Source organism: Streptomyces sp. NPDC001153 (assembly GCF_053598315.1).
Genome location: NZ_JBSFJZ010000003.1, coordinates 163331 through 185853, shown reverse-complemented (window position 1 = coordinate 185853; position 22523 = coordinate 163331). Strand labels below are relative to the sequence as shown.

Sequence of the window (22523 nt, the reverse complement as noted above, 5' to 3'; positions counted from 1 at the left end):
GCACCCTGGAGAGCCCCTGCCACCGGGCCGGCTGAAGCCGCCTTCCGCGGCGGCCGGTTCAGCGCACCGGGAAACCGAAGGAGTAGCCCTGCTGCTTCAGCCACGGCAGCAGGGTGCGCAGCGCGGCCACCGTCTGCGAGCGGTCGCCGCCCGCGTCGTGGAAGAGGATCGTGGGCCCGTTGGCCACCTCCCGCTGGACCGTGGCGACGATGGCGCCCGTGCCCGGCCGCTCGAAGTCCTTGGAGTCCACGTTCCAGCCGAGCGGACGCATCCCGTGCGAGGCCGCCAGGTGCCGGCTGTAGGGGGTGAAGGCGCCGCCCGGGGCCCGGTAGTACATCGGCTGCACCCCGCCGGACGCCTGGGTGATCTGCCGCTGCGCCTTCAGGATCTCCTGTGACTGGTAGGCCTCGGACTTCTTGTCCATCGTGGTGTCGTGCGACACCGTGTGGTCGCACAGCCGGTGCCCGGCCGCCACCACCTGCCGGACCAGATCCGGGTGCGCCTCGGCCAGCGGGCCGATCATGCAGAACGTCGCCTTCACGCCGTTCTCGCGCAGCACTTGGAGCACCTGCGGGGTCCAGACCGGGTCCGGGCCGTCGTCGATGGTGATGTTGACCGCGTGCGCGCCCCCGTCCGAGGCATGGGCGATGTCCGCGGACACGGTCACCGTCTTCGGCGCGGTGTGCCGCGCCGGGCCGCCCGACCCGCCCGAACCGTCGCCCGGCTGACCGGCCTGCGCGCTCCACAGCGACGTGGCGGCCGCCACCGCGGTGACCCCGACCGCCGCCGCAACCATTCGGCCGTACCAACCCCGCCCACCGTGCCGCGCCATGCCCCGCCCCGTTCGTGCCGTGTCCCAGAGATCTTATGCACCCGCATTCCGTGCACCTGTCAGGACGGCGGGAGTTGAGCGCGGGATCCGTCTGTTACCGATCACGGACAATTCCGGGTCGCTTCCGCGACAGACGCCGACGGGGCCCGGGCGAGACCAGCGGGCACCACTTGGCCGAGATCGCCCTGCTCCGCGACCGTCACCGGGCGGTCCCGCGGACCTGACGGTCGTACGGCTCACTCACCGGCCAGTGCCACTCGTACGATCGCCGCGGCCGCCGTGCCCGCGGCCCGCACCGGTTCGGTGCTGCGCGCGGCCCGGCCCAGCATGAAGGCGCCCTCCAGCAGGGCGATGACCGAGCTCGCCGTCTCCCGGGCGGCGGGCCCGGGGATGCCGCCCTCGGCGTAGTAGGCGGCGAGGTGGCCGATCCAGCTGTCGAAGACCTCCGAAGTGGCCCGCCTCAGCGTGTCGTTGGTGCTCGCCACCTCCATCGCGACCGTCGCGATGGGACACGGGTCGGCGAAGTCCAGCTCGGCGAGGGTGCCGGCCGCGGCGGTGAAGGCGTCGGCGGTGGCCGCCACCCGGTCCTCGTACGGCGCCATGAGCGTGGTGATGAGCCCCAGATAGACGGCCCCCGAGGTGCGGATCACCTCCTCGCCGAGCTGGGCCTTCCCGCCGGGGAAGAAGTGGTAGATCGAGCCGAAGGGTGCCTCGGCGGCCTCGGCGATCTGCTTCATCCCGGTGCCGGTGTAGCCCGAGCGCCGGAACAGCTCCGTGCCCGCGTTCACGATGCGCTGCCGGGTCTCGTGCGTGCTGATGGCCTTGCCGTCGCTCACGGTGGCACCTCCGGGGAGCCGCTGTTGCCAAAGGGCGGTCGGCGCCTATTCTGTCACTAGAACGATCTATCAAGAGAGTCGAGGCGGCCGACCGGAAGCGGAGGCACGGGTATGCCGGAGATCGAGCTGAGCGCGGGAACCATCGACTACCAGGACACCGGAGGTGACGGGCCCGTCGTGGTCCTCGCCCACGGCCTCGGCTTCGACGAGTCCGTCTGGGCCGACGTCGTCTCCGCCCTGCACCCCGACTTCCGCGTCCTGGTGCCGGTGCTGCCCCTGGGCAGCCACCGGCGCCCCATGCGGCCGGACGCGGACCTCTCCGCGCACGGCATCGCCCGCCTGCTCGCCGAGTTCCTGGACGGCCTCGGCCTCCAGGACGTGACGCTCGTCCAGAACGACACCGGTACCGCCCAACTCCTCGTCGGCGTACGGGACGAACGCATCGGCCGGCTCGTCCTGACCTCCTGCGAGGCCCTGGACAACTACCCGCCCGGTGTCCAGGGCCGCATCCTGAACGCGGCCTGCAGGATCCCCGGTGGCGTCTTCCTCCTCCTGCAGTCCTTCCGCTTCCCCTTCCTCGCCCGCATGCAGACCTCACTCGGCGGAATGACGAAGAAGCGGCTCCCGAAGGAACTCGTCGCCCGCTGGTACGGCCCCCTGCTGACCAACCGTCACATCCGCCGGGACTTCACCAAGTTCCTCCGTACGACCCGGAAGGACTGCTACCTCGAAGCGGCCCGGAACCTTCCGGAGTTCACCCGCCCGGCATTGGTCGCCTGGGGCGCCGAGGACCGCATGATGCCGCCCGCGACGGGCCGCCGTCTGGCCGAACTGCTGCCGGCCGCCCGCTATGTGGAGATCCCCGGCGCCCGCACCCTGGTCCAGCTGGACAACCCGGCGGCGCTCACGGAGGAGATCCGCCGGTTCGTCAAGGACAACCCGCTCCCCGGAGAAGGCTGACACCGCGCGCGGCCGAGGGCACCTGCCCGCCGGCCCAGGAGGTCACGCGTCCAGGGAGACGTACAGTCGCGTGCCGCCGGGCCGGAAGCCGACCCTCTCGTACACACGGCGGGAGCCCTCGCCCGAGTACTCCAGCCACACGGACCGCGCTCCCCGGCCGAACATGGTCCCGGCCAGGGTCGCGGTGACCGCGGCGGCGATGCCGCGCCCCCGGTACGCGGGAAGCGTGCCCACGCCCGCCAGCTCCGCCGTGCCCTCGGCGGGCGCCGAGCAGATCGCGCCGCCGGCGCAGCCCCCGCCGGCGGCGCGGACGAACCGGACGGCGCCGCCGCCCTCCTCGGTACGCCGCAACCGTGCCGCGCCCTCCGGTGACGGGACCCACTCCCCGCCGAAGGCTTCCGACAGCGCGCTGTCGATCGCGGTGTAGTCCGCGTCCGTGGCCGGCACCTCCACCTCGACCGGGTCTGCCGCGCCGTGGCCGGGAGCCGGCACGGCCAGCGTGGCGGGTGTGCAGACCAGGTATTCGTGCACCGCCTCCGTGCCGAAGCCGGCCCGGCGCAGCGCGGGTTCCACGGCGGGGGCGGTGTCCGGGGCGAACTCCAGCCGGGGCCTGAGTCCGCGCTCGCGGAACGCGGCGATCAGGTCGGCGACGTCCCGGTCGGTGGGCCGGACGCCGGGAAAGGGGGTGGCGTAGTTGACGTACGGGCTGGTCGTCGAGGGGTCGAACCCCACGACGAAGCCGCCGACTTCACGCGCCGCCGGGCGGCGCAGCAGGTGGGCGACGGCAAAACTCTGGACATCGGTGCGCACGACGAAAACCTCACGGTGTGGGCTGGCACAAGGGGACGACCTCTGCGAGGAGGCGAGCGGTGTACGGGACACCGCGTCGTCGGGCCGCCGTGAGGAGACGCGAAGGGTACTGCGCAGCACTGCGGTCGGGCAGGTGGCTCAGTACCGACGGCGGCCGCTGGGGGACGCCGGAACCATGGACCTCAGTCCTTCGTGACGAGTGGTCGGATGCGCTGTCGAACTCGGTGGATCCTGCCATGGCGGCGAAGTGCCTGACAAGAGGCCGCCTCAGCGGCTCGAGCGCTGCGCTGCCACGATCGCGTTCACCGTCGGCTCCGCCCCGGCCAGCCGCTGCACCCGCTCCGCGAACCCCGGGAACTGCGACGCGACCTTGGTGAGGAAGCGCAGCTCGGGCGGCGCCACATTGACCTCGGGGAGATCGCGTTCGATCGCCCGCGTGACGCCCTTGCAGACCTGCTCCGGCGAGACGGTACGGACACGGCCGGGCGTCGCCGAACCCGTCTTGGCGAACATGCCCAGCTCGCGCACGAAACCGGGCTGGACGATCGAGACGCCCACGCCGGTGCCGTGCAGATCCTGGCGGAAGGCCAGTGAGAAGCCGCGCAGTCCGAACTTCGTCGCCGTGTACAGGGACGACGACTTGGTGGCGGCCATGCCGGACAACGACCCGACGAAGCAGATGTGACCGCGCCCGGCGGCCACCATGCCGGGGGCGAGCAGCCGGGCGAGCATCGCCGGGGCCCGCAGGTTCACGGCCAGGGCCCGGTCGATCTGTTCCGGTGTGTAGTCGAGGAGGTCGCCGCTGGACGGCAGGGCCGCGTTGGCGATCAGGATGTCCGTGCCGGCGGTCTCCTCGGCCAGCCGCCGCACATCGTCGGGGTCGGCCAGATCGGCGGCGACGGTGCGGGCGCCGTATCGATCGGCGAGGGGCTCGAGCGCCTCGACACGGCGGCCGGTGAGCACGAGACGGGCGCCACGGGCGGACAGTTCGGCGGCGAGCGCGCCGCCGATGCCTCCGGTGACACCGGTGAGCAGAACGGTTGACCCGGCAATGTGCACGAGGACCCTCCAGTTTCCTGTTCGTTCGAACGAACAATAGAGAGGCCGGGCGGCCCTGTCCACAGCCGGGGCAACCCGGTGATGGAAGAATGCAGGCCATGCATGCCGCCCCTGCCGCCCCGATGCGCCAGCGCATCATCACCGCCGTCCTGAAGATCATCGGCGAGGACGGAGTCGCGGCGGTCACCAACCGGCGGATCGCCAAGGAAGCCGGCGTGTCCCTCGGTTCGGTCACCTACCACTTCGAGACCCAGCACGAGCTGTTGCGGGAGAGCCTGCTGCACTTCGTGCGCGAGGAGGCCCGGCACTTCACCGAACTGGCCGACCAGTGCCAGACGGAGGGCCTGGACGTCGAGGACGCGGCGTCGCTGGCCGGCCAGGTCGCCTGCGGCTCGGCCCTGGACAGCGCCCATCTGGCGCCCTTCGAGCTGTACCTCCACGCCGGCCGTGACGAGCGCCTGCGCGAGGCGGCGGCCGAGGCCTTCCGCGCCTACGACCTGCTCGCCGCCCGGATCCTCACCGCACTGGGCGTCCCCGACGCGGAACGCCTGGCCGCCACGACGGTCGCCCTGGTGATGGGCCTGCAGCTGCGGCGGCTGGCCACGGGCAGCCCCGTGGACGACCTGGTCGACGCCCTGCTGCTGCTCGTGCGCGGCTCCGCCGACCGGTCGTCCACGGCCGCTTCGGGAGAGCCCACGGCACGGTAGGCCGTCCGGCGCAGGCCGGACCACACCGTGCGGCCCGGCCTACAGGGCCCGGGCGATGAGCAGGGCCACGTCGTCGTGGTCGTCGGGGTGGCGCAGGCCGTACAGCAGGACGTCACAGGTTTCCTCCAGCGGCCGGTGCGGCTCGTCCAGGAGGTCCAGCAGGACGTCCAGCCGGTCGTCGATGGGGTGCTGACGGGTCTCCACCAGGCCGTCGGTGTAGAGGACCAGCACATCACCGGGGCGCAGGGCGACCGACGTGGTCTCGAACCGGACGCCGCCGACGCCGAGCGGTGCAGCGGTCGGCAGTTCCAGGAACCTCGGGGCGTCGCCGGGTCGCGCGAGGGCGGGCGGCATGTGTCCGGCGTTGGCGATGCTGCACTGGCCGGTGGTGGGGTCGTACACCGCGTACAGGCAGGTGACGATGTAGTGCTCCAGATCGCAGGTGATCTTGTCCAGGTGCTGGAGCACGGCGCCGGGGTCGAGATCGACATCGGCGTAGGCGCAGGTGGCGGTGCGCAGCCGGCCCATGGTGGCCGCCGCGTCGATGCCGTTGCCCATGACGTCACCCACCACCAGGGCGGTCTTGTCGTCGTTCAGCGGGATGACGTCGTACCAGTCGCCGCCGACCTCGCTGGTGGCCTGCGCGGGCTGGTAGCGGGAGGCGAGTTCCAGGCCCGTGTGGTGCGGGGAGTGGTCGGGCAGCAGACTGCGCTGCAGGGTCAGGGCGGTGTTGCGGACGCTCTGGAACCAGCGGGCGTTGTCGATGGCGACGGCGGCCCGGCCGGCGAGTTCGGCGGCCAGGACGACGTCGTCGTCGTCGAACGGCGCCGGATTGCGGGTCCGCTTGAGATCGAGGGCGCCGAGCACCTCGCCGTGGGCGATCAGCGGCACGGCGAGGTACGAGTGGACGCCGGCCTCCGCGAGCAGGGCCCCGGCCGCGGTGTCCCGGGCGATGCGCGGCAGATCGTGCGGCTCGACATGCCGCACCAGAACCGGCCGCCCGCTGTGGACGCACAGGGTGACCAGGCGGTCACCCTCGTAGGCGGCGATGTCGCCGGGAGGGTCGGCGGCGCGCAGCGCGGGGGTGGGATGGGCCGCCTTCAGGGCGAGGGCGCGGAAGAGCTCGGGGCCGTTGTCCGGTCTGCGCACACGCCGGCAGGACAGGGCGGAGTCGAGGACGTCCACGGCGACCACGTCGGCCAGCGCCGGCGCCGCGATCTCGGCCAGTTCGTGGGCGGTCTGCTCCACGTCCAGCGCGGTGCCGACCCGCGCGGAGGCGTCCGCGATGAGCGCCAGGCGCCGCCGGGCCCGGTCCGCCTCGGCCGCCGCGCGGTGCCGCTCGGTGACGTCCACGACCGAGACGGCCGCGCCCAGCACCCGGCCGCCCGGATCCTCCAGACGGTAGAAGGACAGCGACCAGGCGTGCTCCTGGCCGGCATCGGCCGGCGGCCGGCCGACGTGGTACTGGTCCAGCAGAGGCGTACCGGTGGTCAGCACCTGACGGAGGGCGGACTCGACGGTGTCCACGTCCGGGAAGGGCAGGGTCTCCCTCAGGTGGCGGCCGATGTGGTCCTCGGCGCGCGTGCCGTCGATCCGCTCCAGCGCCGGGTTGACCAGGACATACCGAAGGTCCGGGTCCAGGAGGGCCAGACCGATGGGGGACTGGTTGATCAGCCGCTCGCACAGGGCCAGGTCGGTCTCGACGCGCTGGAGCAGGGTGTGATCGGCCGCGATCCCCAGCGCGTAGACGTCCCCGAGGTCGTCCAGCAGCCGCATGGTCCGGAACTCCGTCAGCCGGCTGCTGCCGTCCTTGTGCCGGACGGGAAACGCGCCGGCCCAGCCCCGCCCCGTCTCCAGCACCTCCGCGAACAGACCCTGCACGGCCTGCAGATGTTCCGGGTCGACGAGCAGACGCGCCGCGGTCCTGCCGAGGGCCTCCTGCGACGAGTAGCCGAAGAGATCCTCGGCCTGCGGGGTCCAGAAGACGATGCGGCCACGGATGTCCAGGGCCACCGCGGCCACGCTCAGCACGTCCAGCAGCCCGGTCGGCCGGGGCGTCCTGTCGCCGTCTTCCTCGTGGCCGGCCGCCAAGGAGTCCATCGCCATGCCGGTTCACCTCCACCGGCCGAGCGGGCACACGCCGACGCCGACGACCGGTGCTTCATGGTCCTTCCCTCCATGGTCCCTCCGGCCTCGGCCCCGCCCAACCGCAGCGCGCCGCATCCGGGCGGAGCCCCACGCCGCCCGCTGTATACATGCGCATCAGGGCCAAACGGTCTCATAGTGGTGTATGGGTGGAACTGATGGAATCTGCGCCAGAGGATTTCGCCGCAGCCACGCCGAGGGGACCGGGTGATCTCTTCGACGCGTCCACCGACGCGGCTGCGGTGATATCGGAACACGGCGTGGTGGTCGGCTGGACCCGCAGCGCCGAAGCAGTCCTCGGCCACGCGGCACGGGACGTCGTGGGCGCCTCCGCCGCGCGGCTGCTCGCCATGCCCGAGGACCACGTGCGGCTTGCCGGGGTCGTGGAACGGTGCCGCGCCGGAAACGGCTGGAGCGGGCAGATCGCCGTACGGCACCGCGACGGCCGCAGCCTCGACCTCCAGCTGCGGGTCTCGGCCGCGTTCCGCATCGGTGACACCGAGTGCTTCCTGGTGTCGGCCCGGGAACCGCGGCAGCGGTGGAGCATGGGCCAGTCGGTCCTGGACGGGTTCCTGACCCGCTCCCCGGTCGGCATGGCCGTCATGGACACCGAACTGCGCTACGTCTGGCTGAACGACACCCTGGAACGGCTTGGCGGGGTCCCCCGGGACGAGCGGCTCGGACGGCGGCTGAGTGACCTGCTGCCCGGGCTGGAGGGGCAGGCCCTGGAAAGCCTGATGCGCAAGGTGCTCGCGACGGGCCTGCCGGTGACCGACTACGAGTACACGGGCTGGAGCTGGGCCGACCCGCACCGCCGGCACGCCTACTCCGCCTCGTTCTTTCCCCTGGTCGACGCCGACGACACCATCACCGGCGTCTGCTACATGGTCCAGGACGTCACCGAGCGGTGGAACGCCCGGCAGCTGCTGACCATGGTCAACGAAGCCGGCACCAGCATCGGCACCACACTCGACGTGATGCGCACAGCCCAGGAGCTCGCCGACTTCGCCGTCCCCCGCTTCGCCGACTTCGTCATCGTCGACCTGCTGGAACCCGTGCTCAGCACCGAGGGCCACGGGGCATGGCTGACCGACGCGGGCCCCGCGCCCGCCCGGCCCGCGATGCGCCGGGCCGCACTGCGTTCCGTGCGTGAGGGCGCCCCCGAGGCCGTCGTCGGGATCGGCGGGCGCGTCGACTTCCTCCCGCCGCCGCACGACGGGCACCTCGTCCTCCACGGCGAGCCCCTGCTCATCCCGACCCTCGACCCGTCCGACGAACTGTGGGTCGCACGGGACGCCGAGCGCACGCAACGCATCCGCGAGTACGGCCTGCATTCACTCATCGCCGTGCCGATGCGGGCCCGGAACACCGCCCTCGGCCTCGCCACGTTCGCCCGGTCGCTCAACCCGATCTCCTTCGGCTCCGACGACGTCCTGCTGGCCCGGGAACTGGTGGCACGCGCGGCGGTGTGCGTCGACAACGCCCGCCGCTACACCCGGGAGCACGCGGCGGCGATCACCTTGCAGCGCAGCCTGCTGCCCCCCGCCCTGACCGGCGGCACCGCGCTGGAGGTGGCCTCCTCCTATCTGCCCGCGGACCCCTCCGGCGGCGTCGGCGGCGACTGGTTCGACGTGATCCCGCTGTCCGGCGCACGGGTGGGCCTCGTCATCGGCGATGTGGTGGGCCACGGCATCGGCGCGGCGGCCAGCATGGGCCGGCTGCGCACCGCGGTGCAGACCCTCGCCGTCATGGAGATGCCCCCCGACGACCTGCTCGCCCATCTCGACGACCTCGTGCTCCGGCTGAGCGACGAGGAGGCGGCCGCCGGTACGGCCGCCCGCAGCACCTTCATCGGCGCGACCTGCCTGTACGCCGTCTACGACCCGGTCAGCAGGCGGTGTGCGATGGCCCGCGCCGGTCACCCGCCGCCCGTCGTCGTGGCACCGGACGGACACGCCTACTTCCCGGAGATCCCCGCCGGGCCCCCGCTCGGGCTCGGCGGCATGGCCTTCGAGGCCGGCGAGATCGAACTGGCCGAGGACAGCCTCTTCGGCCTCTACACCAACGGTCTGACCGAGGGCTGCGACCACGACGTGGAGCGGGGCATGGCCCGGCTCGCAGAGGTCCTCGCCGGCACCGGGGACGACCTGGACACGCTGTGCACGTCCGTCGTACGGCAGCTCGTGCCCGTGCCCCAGCCCGACGACATCGCCCTGCTCCTGGCCCGCACCCACACCCTGGGAGCCGACCGGGTCGCCTCCTGGGACGTACCCCCCGACCCGGCCGCCGTCGCCACCCTCCGCGCCCTCGCCACCCGCCAGGTCGAGGACTGGGGCCTCGGAGAGCTCGCCATGACGACCGAACTCGTCGTGAGCGAACTCGTCACCAACGCCATCCGCTACGCCGCAACACCCATACGGCTGCGGCTCCTCCGCGACGCCCGACTCACCTGCGAGGTCCACGACGCCAGCAGCACGGCCCCCCGGCTCAGGCACGCCAGGAGCACGGACGAGGGCGGCCGCGGACTCTTCCTGGTGGCCCAGCTCGCCCAGCGCTGGGGCGCCCGGTACACCGGCGAAGGGAAGATCATCTGGGCCGACCAGGAGCTCCCTGCGAACCCGGATTTGCCTTCGAGCGGACTCCAGCATCCAGACTGACCATGACGGAATCCGTGCCGAGGACAGAACAGGACGGCGGCAGCCGATGACGATGACACACAGGGCCGGGCATCCGCTGCCCTACGACACCTACCGCGAGGCCGTCGCCCGCGAGACCCTGCGCTTCTGCGAGGTGGTCCAGGACGCCGACCCGGCGACCGCGGTGCCCTCCTGCCCCGACTGGACCCTGGCCGACCTCACCCGGCACGTCGGAGCGCTGCAGCGCTGGTTCGGCACCCTGTTGACCCGGCTGGTGCAGGAGCCTCCCCGCAGCCGCGACGTCGAGCTCGGGCTGCCGGAGAACGCGCGGGACTATCCCGACTGGGTGGCGGCGGGCGTGCCCGGTGTGGCGGCCGTCCTGCGGGACACCGATCCCGAGGCGCCGATGTGGGTGTGGGGCGAGGACCGGCACGCTCGGTTCTGGGCCCGCCGGATGCTGTTCGAGACGCTGGTGCACCGGGTCGACGCCGAGCGTGCCGTCGGCCTGCCCTCGGACATCGACCCCGTGCTCGCGGCGGACGGCGTGGACGAGTTCCTCGTCAACCTGCCCTACGCGGGACTCTTCGCCCCCGGCGTGACCAAGCTGCGCGGTGACGGCGAGACCCTTGCGTTCCGCAGCACGGACGCCGGCGACGGCCCCGGTGCGGAGTGGCGGATGCGACTGGACCCGGACGGCTTCCGCCCGGTGGGCCGCGAGGCCGAGTCCGAGCCGGTCACGGCGGCGGTACGGGGGCAGGCGGCGGACCTGCTGCTCCTCCTCTACGGGCGGCGGTCGTACCAGGATCCCGCCTTCGAGATCTCGGGACAGACCGCGGTCCTCGACAACTGGTTCGCCCACACCGCCTTCTGACCCGGGCCGCGCTCACGGGGCCGTCGGCTCCGCCTGCGGTTCCTCGGGCAGCGACGGTTCCTCGGGCAGCAGGCAGACCGCGAGCGCGGCCGTGTCGTCCTGCAGGCCGTTGCTGTAGGCCAGCAGATCGTCGTGGAGCCGCGCGAGCAGCTCCTTCGGAGAGAGGGGACCCCAGGAGCGGAGGCGGTCGAGCAGCGGGTAGAAGGCGCCGGCCGCGTCTCTCGTCTCCGTGACACCGTCTGTGTACAGCAGCAGCTGATCGCCGGGCCGGAACGGGTAGGTGTCCAGGTGATAGGGGTCCTCGACCAGCATGCCGAGGTTCAGGGGCGGCGCCGGCCGCCCGCTGTCCAGTTCGCGCACCTCGCCGGCCCGCAGCGAGACGGGCGGTGGATGGCCGCAGTTGACGATGCGGACGACGTGCTCCTCGGCGGGGACCTCGGCGAAGACCGCGGTGACGAACCGTTCGCTCGTCTCGGTACCGCCGAGCTGCGTCGCCCTGCGGCTCATGCTCGCGTCCACCCGGTCCGTCAGGGCGAGCAGATCGGGTGCGTCGAAGGCCGCCTCGCGGAACGCCCCGAGGAGGGTGGCGGCGGTCTCGACCGCCAGCAGTCCCTTGCCGCGTACGTCGCCGATGAGCAGACGGACCCCGAAACGGGTGGGGACGGCCTCGTACAGGTCACCGCCGATGCGGGCCTGCGCGGCGGCGGAGAGGTACAGGCTCTCCAGGAGCAGGTTGCCGATGCGGTGCGGTACGGGGCGCAGCAGGACCCGCTGCGCGGTCTCGGCCACGGACCGCACATCGGCGAGCGTGCGCTCACGCCGGATCCGGTGCTCGGCCAGGATCGCGCCGATACCGCCCACGAGGGCCGTACAGATGTAGGAGGCCACGTAGTGACGGTCCAACAGATAGCCGGCCTCCCGGCCCGCGCAGCAAGGCGTACCGGCCAGCGCCGCTTCCAGACCGACGGCGAACACCGTGGCGACACCGACGGCCACGGGCCCGTACGCGAAGGCGGCCAGTACGGGCACGGCGATCAGTGCGAAGCTCACCGGCCACTCGACGGGTGTGACCGGCTCCAGCAGCAGTACGGCCACGACGTACAGCGCCGGCAGCCAGCGCAACCATGCCGGAGGCGCCGGCACCCGCGATTCCGTGGCTGCCGCCGCCTCCGGTTCATGTCCGATCCGTCCGTGCTTCACCCGTCCAGCCTGGTGTGCCGCGCCCCCCTACCCCCGTGATTGCTCCACTCAACGGCATGTTCCGGCGGTCAGCCCCGTCCCCGTGCCGACGATGCGCTGCCGAAGCCGACCGCGAAGACGTGCAGGCCCCCGGCGGCGACATCGGACGGCAGGCGCACGCTGCTGACCGTCCTGCCCGCACTCAGGGCCACCGGCGCCGTGGCGAACACATATGTCTTCGTGCTGTCGGGGGCGGTGCCCGCATGATTGCGGTAGGGCATGGTCAGCGCGACGGTGTTGTCGGCGAGCGGTGAAGCGGCGCCCGCGCTCAGCGTCCAGTCGGACAGGCCCAGGGGGACCGACTGCGTCGTGCCGTCCGTGTAGGTGACGGTCGCGGTACCGGACACCGGGCCGTTGTTGGCGGCACCCAGGAACGAGATGCTGCCGGAGCCGGACGTCCGCACCGTCTGCCCGTTCGCCTCGTAGTTGTCCGGAGCGCCGGGCGCCACGTCGGGCCAGGTGAAGGTGACCCCGTTGACCGTGACCTTCGAGCCGGGCGTGACTCCCGCGGTGGCCAGGGCGTGCGCGGAGTAGCTGTAACCCGCGCCGTCGAAGTTGCCCGAGGCCGCCGCGGTGTCGCCGGACGCCCCGACGTCGGTGTACCCCGGCACGCCCGGGTAGGAGCGCGGGGCGGCGGAGGCGTCCGAGGCCCAGGACGTGTTGGGGGACGTGCCGAGGACGTAGGTGAGGGTGCCGCCGCCGGTGAGGGCGCCGTCGGGCGCGTGGGCGGCGTTCCAGGCCGTGCCGTTCCAGGTGGCCGACTGGACGTACGGAGCGTCGTCCGCGGCCCCCGTGCCGTTGACCGTGAGGGTGTGGCCGGACGGCAGGGTGATCACCGCCTGGGTGAACAGCGGGCTGCCCAGCGCCAGATCGGCGGTGCCCGGCGTCTCCGGATACATGCCGAGGGCGGACCACACGTACCACGAGCTCATCTCGCCCAGGTCGTCGTTGCCGGCGAGCCCGGACGGGCCGGCGGTCCAGATCTGGTCCTGGACCTGCCGGACGACCTTCTGCGTCTGGTACGGGCGGCCGATGTAGTCGTACTCCCAGGGGATGTTGAGGCTGGGCTCGTTGCCCAGGTCGGTGTATCCGCCGGCGCCGGTCAGCGAGGACAGGTCCGTGTCCAGATACTTGGCCAGGGCCGCGTCACCGCCCATGGCGGCCGCCAGTCCGTGCACGTTGAACGGCACCATCGGCGTGTACTGCCAGGAGTCGCCCTCGACGAAGTTCTTCCCCGACGTCGGCGAGAATCCGGCCGTCCAGCTGCCCGAGGCGTCGCGCGGCTGGATGAAACCGCTGCCGAAGGCGAACAGGTTCTGCCAGTCCTGTGCCCGGTCCGCGAACCGGTGCTGATCCGCGGTCTGTCCGAGGGCACCGGCGAGGGCGGAGACGGCGAAGTCGGCCGAGTCGTACTCGAGCGTGGTGGACGCCGCGCCGTAGAAGTTGCAGCAGCCGTACTTGCCGTTGCTGGGCAGCCGGCCCAGCTGCTCCAGATAGGCGAGACCGGGACGGTTGTCGTTGGGGGCGGTGGCCTCCGCGATCATCCCCTTGAGCGCGGTGGCGGTGTCGAACTTCCTGGCCCCGAAGGCGTAGTAGTCGGCGATGATCTCGTCCGCCGGATCGCCGACCATGACGTAGGTCTCGCCGTTGTTCTCCGACCACTTGGGGAACAGGCCTGTCTGGCGGTAGTCGTCGACCATCGACTGGGCGGTGTCGGAGGCGGTCTGCGGCGCGAGCAGGCCCTCGAGCTGGGCCTGCGAGCGGTAGACGTCCCAGCCCGAGTAGTTGGCGTAGGCGGCGCCGTGGCCGGGGTCGACGGTGTGGACCTTGCCGTCGAAGCCGGGATAGCGGCGGTCGGTGTCACTGATCACGTTCGGATGCAGCAGCGCGTGATAGAGCGCGGTGTAGAAGACGGTCTGCCGGGCGGGCGTCCCGCCGGCGATCCGCACCCGGCCGAGCAGGGACTTCCAGGCGTTGTGCGCCGCGCCGCGCACCTTGCCCAGGTCCCAGCCGCCGTTCTCCGCCTGGCGGTTGCCCACGGCGCCGGCGGCCGACACGTACGAGATACCGACCTTGGCCTGAACGGCCCGGTGGGTGGTGGTGTCGAACGTGACGTAACCGTCGGAGCCGCTCGCCCGGGGAGCGAAGGAGCGGGGCGTACGGGGCACCGTGCCGTGCAGCGTCGGCTTGTTCGGCGCCTCGGGCGCGCTGGGGGAGGCCTTGCTCCTGGTCGTGGTGGGCCCGGCGGCGGCCAGGGCGGTGCCGCTGTGGCGGAACGGCTGGTCGAAGACCATGTCGTAGTAGACCGTGTAGGAGTTGCCCTCGCCGCAGAAGTTGCCGCTGGTGACCTTGCCTCTGACCTCTTTGTCGTTCACCACGTCGAACTCGGCGGCGCTGTCGCCGTTCTCGCTGTCCGTCAGCTTGAACAGCAGGTTCGCCTGACGGGTGGACGGGAAGGTGAACCGGGCCATGCCGCTGCGAGTGGTGGCGGTCAGTTCCGTCCTGACGCCGTTGTCCAGCGTGACCGTGTACGAGCCGGGGCTCGCGGACTCGCTGGCGTGCGAGAAGCTGTCCGTTGCGCGGGTGTCGACCGCGCCGACGGTCGGCAGCACCGGGATGTCACCGGCGGCCCGGCAGCCCGGTCCCGCGATGTGGGTGAGGCCGAATCCGGTGATGGCCGAGTCGGCGTACTCGTACCCGCCGCCATCCGGCCGGTGCGGGCTGGTGTCGGGACTCCACTGGACCATCCCGAAGGGGGTGTCGGCCCCCGGGAAGTCGTCGGCGGCGTGCGAGGTCCCGATGAACGGATCGACGACAGAGGCCGGATCGGCGACCGGCGCGAGCGAGACGGGATCGGCGTGGACGGGGGCGTAGGAGGCGGCGCCGACGAGCAGGGCGCCAGTGGCCAGCACGGACAGAAGGCGGAACGGCACCATCGTGACCATGTCCCTTCGACAACGTTGTCCCGAAGGTTGCCGCTCCAGCCCCTGCTGTCAAGGATGCGCGGTACAGAACCAGCCGTCCGCCTGACATGACGTCACACCAGGTGACCAGCCATCAACTTGGCTCAGGTTCAAAACTTGTCATAAGGCCAAAGCAACAAATCTTGACGGCAACCACCACTGTGCGTACGTTCCGCAACGGCCGCCCCAGCGCTCCAACTCGACTGCTCCCAACCCCGATCCCCCCATCGAGGAGCCCAGCATGCGCGGAAGCCCCAGATCGCTCGCCTCGCTCCTGGCCGTCATCGGCCTCGTCCTGGGCGCGTTGCTCGGCATGCCCGGACCGACACAGGCCGCGGGTTCGCTGCCCTGTGACATCTACGGCACCGCCGGCACCCCCTGCGTCGCCGCGCACAGCACCGTGCGCGCTCTCCTCTCCTCCTACGACGGCCCGTTGTACCGCGTCACCCGCGCCTCCGACGGAGCCGGCGCCGACATCGGGCTGCTGTCCGCGGGCGGATACGCCGACGCGGCGCAGCAGGACAGGTTCTGCGCGGACACCACCTGCGTCATCACGAAGATCTACGACCAGACCTCCCGGCACAACGACCTCACCCCGGGCCCGGCGGGCACCTCCGGCATGGGCGCGGACCGGGGCGCGGACGCCTCCGAGATCGCCGTCACCGCCGGCGGGCACAAGGTGTACGGCGTATGGATCTCGCCGGGAGTCGGCTACCGGTACACGGGCGCCGCCTCAGGTGTCGCCGTCAACGGACAGCCGGAGGGCGCCTACATGGTGGCCAGCGGCACCCACGTGGGCTCCGCCTGCTGCTTCGACTACGGCAACGCCGAGAGCACACCGGCGGACACCGGCAACGGCCACATGGACGCGGTCAGCCTCGCGACCACCTGCTACTTCGCACCGTGCACCGGCGCCGGGCCCTGGGTCGAGGCCGACCTGGAGAACGGCATGTTCCAGGGCGACAACGGCTCCAACACGGCCAACCGGGGCAACGGCAGCACCTTCGTCACCGCCGTACTGAAGAACGACGGGCAGACGCGGTACGCGCTCAAGGGCGGCGACGCACGGTCGGGCGGACTCGCCACCTGGTGGGATGGCGCCCTGCCCACCCGCGGCGGCTACCAGCCCATGCACCAGGAGGGCGGCATCATCCTCGGCACGGGCGGTGACAACAGCAACTGGAACATGGGCACGTTCTTCGAGGGCGTGATGGTCTCCGGCTACCCGACCGACGCCGCCGAGAACGCCGTCCAGGCGAACATCGTCTCCGTCGGCTACTCCGGTGAGACCAACGTCCCGGGCGGCCCCCAGGGCACCATCACCGGCCCCGGCGGCAAGTGCGTCGACGTGGCGGCCGACGACACCGGCACCGACGGAGCGGCCGTACAGCTGTGGGACTGCCAGTCGTACGCGGAGGACCAGCACTGGACGCACTTCGCCGACGGAAGCCTGCGCACGCTGGGCCGGTGTCTGGACATCAATGGGAACGGGTCGGCGAACGGTACGCAGGTGGAGTTGTGGGACTGCAATGGTGTGGGTGGGCAGAGGTGGGTGCAGCGGGGTGATGGTTCGTTGCTGAATCCTCAGTCGGGGCGGTGTCTGGACTCCCCCAGTGGCGCGACGGCCAATGGGACGCGGTTGCAGATCTGGGACTGCAACGGTTCGGCGGCCCAGAAGTTCTCGGTCGACGGGGGCGCCCCGATCGCGGGACCGGGCGGCAAGTGCGTCGACGTGGCGGCCGACGACACGGGCACCGACGGGGCGGCCGTGCAGCTGTGGGACTGCCAGTCCTGGGCGGTCGACCAGCACTGGTACCACCGCACCGACGGCTCTCTCGGCACGCTGGGCCGGTGTCTGGACATCAATGGGGACGGGTCGGCGAACGGTACGCAGGTGGAGTTGTGGGACTGCAATGGTGTGGGTGGGCAGAGGTGGGTGCAGCAGGGTGATGGTTCGTTGCTGAATCCTCAGTCGGGGCGGTGTCTGGACTCTCCCAGTGGCGCGACGGCCAATGGGACGCGGTTGCAGATCTGGGACTGCAACGGTTCGGCGGCCCAGAAGTTCCCGCTCGGCTGACAGCGGGTCGCTCCTGGGCCGCCATGGGTGCAGCAGGTGTCAGAGGACGTCCTCTTCCTCCGGCACCACGACCTGGTCGATCAGGTTCTGGATCTGTTCGCTGGGCAGGGCGACCGCCAAGGCCCAGTAGTAGATGGCCAGGCTGAACGCGGCCGTGACGCCGATGTCCCACCACAGCGGGAACCAGGGGTCCTTGAGCGGCCCGAAGTCGCTGAGGTAGACGATGAGCCCCATGCCCACCAGGTAGACCGGCAGCCACTGCGCGGCGCGCAGGTCGAGCTGGGGAGTGATGGGGTTCATCTTGAACACCCGGTTGGCCACCAGGATGACGTAGCCGATCAGGATGGCGACGCCGAGCTTCCAGTCGGTGGTCCAACCCGACCACAGGATCAGCAGGTTGGCGACGATGAAGGCGAGCGGCGACAGCACGCCGCCGCCGGGCAGCCGGTAGGGACGGTGGGCCTCGGGCAGCCGGTTGCGGAACACCCCGAAGGACAGCGGGGCACCGGCATACATCAGCACGCTGGCGCTGGTGATCAGGCCGACCAGGGAACGCCAGCTGGGGAAGGGCAGGAAGCAGATGCAGCCCACCACGAAGGCCGTGATCAGGCCGACCCAGGGGACACCGCGCCGGTCGGTGTTCTCGAACGCGGACGGCACATAACCGTTGCGGCTGAGGCCGTACGACACCCGGGAGGAGCCGGTGATGTAGATCAGACCGGTGCCGGCGGGGGAGATCACGGCGTCCAGATAGAGCACCGTGGCCAGCCAGCCCAGGCTGATGAGCGTGGCGACCTGCGCGAACGGCCCGCTCAGCGCGGTGAACGCGGAGTTGGCCCAGTGGCTGCCGATCTGGGAGGCGGGCAGCGCCGCGAGGAAGGTGACCTGCAGCAGGATGTAGATGACGATGCCGAGCAGGATCGACCCGATCACCGCCCGCGGGATGTCTCGCTTCGGGTTGGCGCTCTCGCCGGCGAGCTGGTCGGCCTGCTCGAATCCCAGCAGGGCGAAGATGATGCCGCTGGTGGAGACGGCAGACAGGATGCCCTTGGCCCCGTACGGATTGAAACCGTCCGCCGCGGTGAAGTTGCTGGTGTGGAACTGGGCGATGGCGAACACGAAGATCGTCAGCAGGGGGATGCCGACCTTCCACCAGGTCGCGGCGCTGTTGGTGCGGGCCAGGAGCCGGATGCTGAGGAAGTTGATGGCGGTGATGACCGCCATCAGCCCGACCGCGACGGCGATGCCGGGCGGGGTCAGGACGTGCTCGCCGCCCTTGACCTTCTCCCAGCCGCTCGCCCAGGAGTAGTGCTGGCCGTACGTGATCATCGCCAGCACCTCGATGGGTGCCACCGTGGCTGCCTGCAGCCAGGAGAACCAGCCGAACGACGCACCGGCGGCGCCGCCGAAGGCGTAGTGCGGGAAGCGCGCGGTGCCACCCGAGACCGGGTACATGCCGCCGAGTTCCGCGTGCACGAGCGCCAGGATCAGGATCGCTATGCCGCCGATGGCCCAGGAGATGATCGCCGCCGGTCCGGCGGCCGCCAGGGCGCCTTGTGCGCCGAACAGCCACCCGGATCCGATGATCGATCCCTCTGAGGCCCAGATGAGGCCGACGAAGCCGATCTCACGCCGAAGTCCGGGTTTGTGGGTTTTCGGGCCGGGTGTCGCCTCTGACACGGCCATGGGTCACACCCCCTCGATAGGGTGATATGCATCACTATCGTGCCACGCTGACGCGGTCATGGCACTGACCGTGCACGCACCGGTTTCTGACGCGGTCGCCCCTGCCGATGAGCGCCCGCGCCCATCGGTCAACCGGAGGTGAGGTGCGGTCCGGCCGGTGGGGCGCCGGTGACCGCCGCACGGTAGAGCGCCTCGGTGGCCGTGCCGAAGTAGGCGCTGTAGGAGATCTGCGGGGTGTTGCCACCGGTGTGGTAGCCGCCGATCACTCCGACGACCGCCCATCCACCGGGCCAGGGCACGAGCATGGGGCCACCGCTCGTCCCGCCCACGAAGGCGTCGCAGGCGATGCGTGGGAACGTGCCCGGGTCGGCCGGGTCGTCGCTGTCCCACCGGGTGGTCCAGCTCCAGCACTCCAGCGGCTTCTCCGCCCCCGCCGGATAGCCGATCATCCGTACCGGGGCGTGGTAGTAGCCGGTCCCGGTGAGCAGCCGTACTCCGCCGACCGCGTCCTCCAGACGTGTTCCGTCCTGGTTGGGTTCGGTGATCGCGAACGCGAAGTCGTAGTCGGCACCCGCGTGTTCACCCAGGTCGTAGTACTGCTGCGGGACATAGACGCCGTTGGTGCGCACGGGGAAGATCCCGAACGGCTTGAGGCTGTCGTGGTACTGCGGCACGAAGGCCAGGTGCCGCTTGGGCGAGGTGCCCGCGTAGCCCTTCAGACAGTGGCCGGCGCTCAGGACCAGGTCGTGGCCGGGACTGCGCACGACGGAGCCGCTGCACGTCCGCCCGGTACCGGTGGCGTCCGTCCAGAAGAACGTGCCGGCCTGGGGCATGCCGTCGAAACTCCTGCTGGGCGGGATGTACTCGCCCGGCCGGGGACCGTCCACGGCCGGGGACGCCCCGGTCTCCGCCGTACCGGCCCCCTTGCCTTTGACGGGGTCGACGGGCAGCGCGGCCTCCATGCGGGCCGGTGTCCAGTAGGCGTCGAGCTGGTCGGCAAGCGGGTCCCGGCCGGTCGTGGCGCTGTCGGCGGACGCTGTGTTCGTCTCGGCGGATGCGGTGGTGGTGAGGCCGGTACAGAGCAGGAGGGCCGCCGCGCAGATGGCGGCGTATCGCACGATCCTGGTCGCGGGTTCCATCGGTTCCCCTCGGCGCGGACGCAACTGACGGCCCACCATAAGCCTGCGGCCGCGGGCAGAACAGTGTCCCCGGCCGTATCGGGCGCACCGAAGCCAGGTCGGCGGGACAACTCCCCCCGGTACCTGCCTCCTGTCACCCGGTCAGGTCGCCGAGCGCAGTGGGTGTACGGTCCGGCACCTCGTCGGCGTTCGCGAGGTCGGCCGCGGTCAGCCGGAAGCCTGGGGACAGTCCGGACGCCCGGTGCGCCGGGCGGGTTCGCTGGTGCGCCACGTGTACAGACAGCGCGCCCGCGACGGCGGAGGCCGCGCGGGTCGGCCAGTGCGTCTGGCGGTCCCCCTGACCCCGACGGACGCGGACCCGGCGGCCCCGGACGCCGAACCCGTACTCCAGGTACTCCACAGCGAGCACCGACGGTTTGCCGACTGCCGCGGGACATCCGGATCGATGTCGTCCGGCACCCGCGCTGCCGAGCTTGGCTTTGCCCGGACCCACCGTGTCGAGGGCTGCGCCCACCCGCTCGGCGGCCTGTGCCGGAGCAAAGGTCCTTCATCGACGACCGGGTCCTGCTGGAGGCGCGGCGGCTGCCGTGTCACGCAGACCTGCCGGCCGCGGCCGTCGGTGACCGCCTCGGCTTTCCCGACGCCACCGTGTTCACGAGGTGCTTCCGGCGGCGCACCGGCGAGACCCCGGCCGCGTTGCGGGCACGGGCCCGGGGGACGAATGGGGCGCGAGCCCCGGGGTAGACGCCCCTACCGGCCAGGGACGGACGGTCTTCGGCCCTGCCGGCATCGGCCCTACCGGAAGGAGAAGGCGATGATGAAGCTGATACGGAACGCGGGTGCGGCCGGCGCTGTCACCGCGATGGCCGCGGGCGCGCTCCTCGCGGACGGCAGTCCCGTGGCGGCCGCCGGCGGGATTGCGGCTCCCGGGGCGACCGGTCACACGGCCCCCTACGCCACGGGGGTGCCCGCCGGCCACGCCGAGCACCACCGGCGCGGTCTCGAGTGCATGGACCCGTGGGTCGCCGGCCAGCTGGCGATGTTCGACCCCGCCGCCAGGCACCGCCTGGCGGTGTTCGACCCGTGGATCAAGGACCAGCTCGCGCGTTACGCCGCTCCCTCCTGCCAGTCCCGGTGAGGCTTCCCTCCTCTCAACCTGTGCCCCTCACGCTCACTCTTCTCGGAGACGCCGCGGTCACTTCACGAACACCATGTCCGGGTACTCCGGTGACGGTCCCTCGAGGAGGCGGCCGCTGCCACCGCGCAGCCAGTGATCGAAGTAGGCGGAGACATAGGCCTCGTTGGTGCGTATCGCGGTGGCCGGGGCGATGGTGCCGAGGTCGTCGGCACGATCGCAGGGCCGCAGATGCAGCTGCGGCACGAGCGCCTCCGCATCGGTGAACGAGCCATGCGCAGAGCCGCGCAAAGTGAGCTGACGATTCCACCCGGGGGTGTGGGCGCGGAACGACTGCCAGCCGGGGCCGGTGTCCGTGTCGCCGTCCTTGCCCAGGAGCAGGAAGGGCCGGCCGAGGCCGTGCCGGGCGACGGGCATGAGCGAACCGTCGAGATAGGTCAGGTTGCCGTCCATGTCGATACCCGCCGAGATCCGGTGGTCGGCGTCCATCGCCAGCGCGGCGGCGGTACCGCCCATCGAATGGCCGAACATGCCCACCCGGGCCGGATCCAGCGCCCCGGCCAGGCCGTGAGGCAGCGGCTGTGCGTCGGCGTCGGGATTCCGGCCCCTGGTCAGCGCCTTGAGCTGGTCCAGGACGAAGCCGGTGTCGGTGACGCGGACGGCCAGTGCCTTGCGCACGTATGCGTCGGCCGCGTCACGAGTCGAGGGCGGCGGCGGCATGGTGGCCAGTGAGCCGTCCGGGAACTGGACCTCCGGCGACTCGTAGGTGTTGTCGACGGTGACGACGGCATAGCCGCGGCCGGCCAGATCGGCCGTCAACACCGTGCCCCAGGTGCGGGGTTCACCCAGTCCCGGGGAATAGAGGACGACCGGAAGCCGCCCACCGTGCCCGGCGGCCACGGGAGTGCCCCGGGTCACGTGGGTGGCGGTGCGGGCCCAGTCCGCCCGGCCGGGCGGAATGTGCAGCCCGAGGTAGTCGTTCGCGGTGACGTCGTCGAAGTGGGCGGCTGCCGCAGGCAGCATGTACGGGGCCGCCGGACGGCCGGCCGTGTGGGTCGTGGGGTAGTACACGCTGACCATCAGCTCGCGGCGGCCCTGGCCGGAGTGCCAGGGATCGGGCCGTGACCGGTCCACCAGATGCAGGTCCACCTCCCCGACCCGGAACCGGCCGCTCGGGGCGGGCAGGGAGAGGGGGCGTGCGGACGACGGGCTCGGAGCGGCCGGCGCCGGGGCGGCACGGGTGGCCGCGGCGGCGGGCAGAGCGGCGGTCAGTGTCAAGAGCGCGGCGGCGGCGCAGGCGGCACGTGCTCGTCGTCGGGTGCCCCCGCGAGGGGCTGTCGGGAGACGCTTCGTCATGGATCAAGCCTGACGACAGGTCGCTCCCCGCACATCAGGGGCAGTCCCCCATCTTGGCCCTCAGGGTTGTCC

Annotated in this window: 18 protein-coding genes; 7 read left to right on the top strand and 11 right to left on the bottom strand. The window is 71.6% G+C overall.

Translation table 11 applies throughout. The annotated features are described in order from the left end of the window. Positions 1 to 58: 58 nt before the first annotated feature. Both ACWDEN_RS04540 and ACWDEN_RS04535 read right to left on the bottom strand, forming a co-directional pair. Positions 59 to 832, bottom strand: a complete 774-nt coding sequence (locus tag ACWDEN_RS04540; protein WP_351623165.1) for a polysaccharide deacetylase family protein — start codon at positions 830 to 832, stop codon at positions 59 to 61. A gap of 236 nt (positions 833 to 1068) precedes the next feature. Then, on the bottom strand, positions 1069 to 1668 hold the full coding sequence (locus ACWDEN_RS04535) for a TetR/AcrR family transcriptional regulator (protein WP_351623167.1): 600 nt from the start codon (positions 1666 to 1668) through the stop codon (positions 1069 to 1071). 111 nt (positions 1669 to 1779) lie between these two features. On the opposite strand from ACWDEN_RS04535, the gene ACWDEN_RS04530 reads away from it, so the two are divergent. After that, on the top strand, positions 1780 to 2628 hold the full coding sequence (locus ACWDEN_RS04530; protein WP_351623169.1) for an alpha/beta fold hydrolase: 849 nt from the start codon (positions 1780 to 1782) through the stop codon (positions 2626 to 2628). A gap of 42 nt (positions 2629 to 2670) precedes the next feature. Here the strand turns inward: ACWDEN_RS04530 and ACWDEN_RS04525 are convergent, their stop codons facing one another. Together ACWDEN_RS04525 and ACWDEN_RS04520 are read right to left on the bottom strand one after the other, a co-directional pair. Then, a complete protein-coding gene (locus ACWDEN_RS04525) occupies positions 2671 to 3438 on the bottom strand; it encodes a GNAT family N-acetyltransferase (RefSeq protein ID WP_450857180.1) in 768 nt (255 codons plus the stop codon). Positions 3439 to 3705: 267 nt separating this feature from the next. Further along, a complete protein-coding gene (locus ACWDEN_RS04520; RefSeq protein ID WP_351603793.1) occupies positions 3706 to 4497 on the bottom strand; it encodes an SDR family NAD(P)-dependent oxidoreductase in 792 nt (263 codons plus the stop codon). Between the two features lie 98 nt (positions 4498 to 4595). On the opposite strand from ACWDEN_RS04520, the gene ACWDEN_RS04515 reads away from it, so the two are divergent. Continuing rightward, positions 4596 to 5204: a TetR/AcrR family transcriptional regulator gene (locus tag ACWDEN_RS04515; RefSeq protein WP_351603795.1), complete on the top strand. Its 609-nt coding sequence runs from the start codon at positions 4596 to 4598 to the stop codon at positions 5202 to 5204. Positions 5205 to 5243: 39 nt separating this feature from the next. On the opposite strand, the gene ACWDEN_RS04510 is transcribed toward ACWDEN_RS04515, so the two are convergent. After that, positions 5244 to 7310 (bottom strand): SpoIIE family protein phosphatase, encoded by a 2067-nt coding sequence (locus ACWDEN_RS04510; RefSeq protein ID WP_450857177.1) that lies wholly within the window; start codon positions 7308 to 7310, stop codon positions 5244 to 5246. Positions 7311 to 7507: 197 nt separating this feature from the next. Between ACWDEN_RS04510 and ACWDEN_RS04505 the strand changes: the two genes are divergently transcribed. Further along, complete coding sequence (locus ACWDEN_RS04505; protein ID WP_450857175.1) at positions 7508 to 10006, top strand: SpoIIE family protein phosphatase; 2499 nt, start codon at positions 7508 to 7510, stop codon at positions 10004 to 10006. Between the two features lie 46 nt (positions 10007 to 10052). Beyond that, positions 10053 to 10856 (top strand): maleylpyruvate isomerase family mycothiol-dependent enzyme, encoded by an 804-nt coding sequence (locus tag ACWDEN_RS04500; protein WP_450857173.1) that lies wholly within the window; start codon positions 10053 to 10055, stop codon positions 10854 to 10856. Between the two features lie 12 nt (positions 10857 to 10868). Here ACWDEN_RS04500 and ACWDEN_RS04495 read toward each other — a convergent pair whose 3' ends face one another. Both ACWDEN_RS04495 and ACWDEN_RS04490 read right to left on the bottom strand, forming a co-directional pair. After that, complete coding sequence (locus ACWDEN_RS04495; protein WP_450857171.1) at positions 10869 to 11999, bottom strand: PP2C family protein-serine/threonine phosphatase; 1131 nt, start codon at positions 11997 to 11999, stop codon at positions 10869 to 10871. A 125-nt stretch (positions 12000 to 12124) separates the two neighbouring features. Next, positions 12125 to 15040 carry a lectin gene (locus ACWDEN_RS04490; RefSeq protein ID WP_450857169.1) on the bottom strand — a complete coding sequence of 972 codons (2916 nt, stop codon included), beginning with the start codon at positions 15038 to 15040 and terminating at the stop codon, positions 12125 to 12127. A 259-nt stretch (positions 15041 to 15299) separates the two neighbouring features. Here ACWDEN_RS04490 and ACWDEN_RS04485 point away from each other — a divergent pair, with 259 nt between their 5' ends. After that, the gene (locus ACWDEN_RS04485) at positions 15300 to 17135 is read left to right on the top strand and encodes an arabinofuranosidase catalytic domain-containing protein (protein WP_450857167.1); all 1836 of its coding nucleotides are present in this window, start codon (positions 15300 to 15302) and stop codon (positions 17133 to 17135) included. A 39-nt stretch (positions 17136 to 17174) separates the two neighbouring features. On the opposite strand, the gene ACWDEN_RS04480 is transcribed toward ACWDEN_RS04485, so the two are convergent. The 3 genes from ACWDEN_RS04480 to ACWDEN_RS04470 all read right to left on the bottom strand — a co-directional run bounded on the left by ACWDEN_RS04480 (position 17175) and on the right by ACWDEN_RS04470 (position 20231). Beyond that, positions 17175 to 18821: an APC family permease gene (locus ACWDEN_RS04480; RefSeq protein ID WP_351603809.1), complete on the bottom strand. Its 1647-nt coding sequence runs from the start codon at positions 18819 to 18821 to the stop codon at positions 17175 to 17177. A 128-nt stretch (positions 18822 to 18949) separates the two neighbouring features. Further along, positions 18950 to 19960: a trypsin-like serine peptidase gene (locus ACWDEN_RS04475; RefSeq protein ID WP_450857164.1), complete on the bottom strand. Its 1011-nt coding sequence runs from the start codon at positions 19958 to 19960 to the stop codon at positions 18950 to 18952. A 133-nt stretch (positions 19961 to 20093) separates the two neighbouring features. Further along, the gene (locus tag ACWDEN_RS04470; RefSeq protein ID WP_450857162.1) at positions 20094 to 20231 is read right to left on the bottom strand and encodes a hypothetical protein; all 138 of its coding nucleotides are present in this window, start codon (positions 20229 to 20231) and stop codon (positions 20094 to 20096) included. A 257-nt stretch (positions 20232 to 20488) separates the two neighbouring features. Between ACWDEN_RS04470 and ACWDEN_RS04465 the strand changes: the two genes are divergently transcribed. Both ACWDEN_RS04465 and ACWDEN_RS04460 read left to right on the top strand, forming a co-directional pair. Then, positions 20489 to 20704: a helix-turn-helix domain-containing protein gene (locus ACWDEN_RS04465; RefSeq protein ID WP_450857160.1), complete on the top strand. Its 216-nt coding sequence runs from the start codon at positions 20489 to 20491 to the stop codon at positions 20702 to 20704. A gap of 70 nt (positions 20705 to 20774) precedes the next feature. Further along, complete coding sequence (locus tag ACWDEN_RS04460) at positions 20775 to 21098, top strand: hypothetical protein (protein ID WP_450857158.1); 324 nt, start codon at positions 20775 to 20777, stop codon at positions 21096 to 21098. Between the two features lie 57 nt (positions 21099 to 21155). Here ACWDEN_RS04460 and ACWDEN_RS04455 read toward each other — a convergent pair whose 3' ends face one another. Beyond that, entirely contained in the window at positions 21156 to 22451 is a 1296-nt protein-coding gene (locus ACWDEN_RS04455; RefSeq protein WP_450857156.1) for an alpha/beta hydrolase family protein, read from the bottom strand. Positions 22452 to 22523 lie beyond the last annotated feature (72 nt).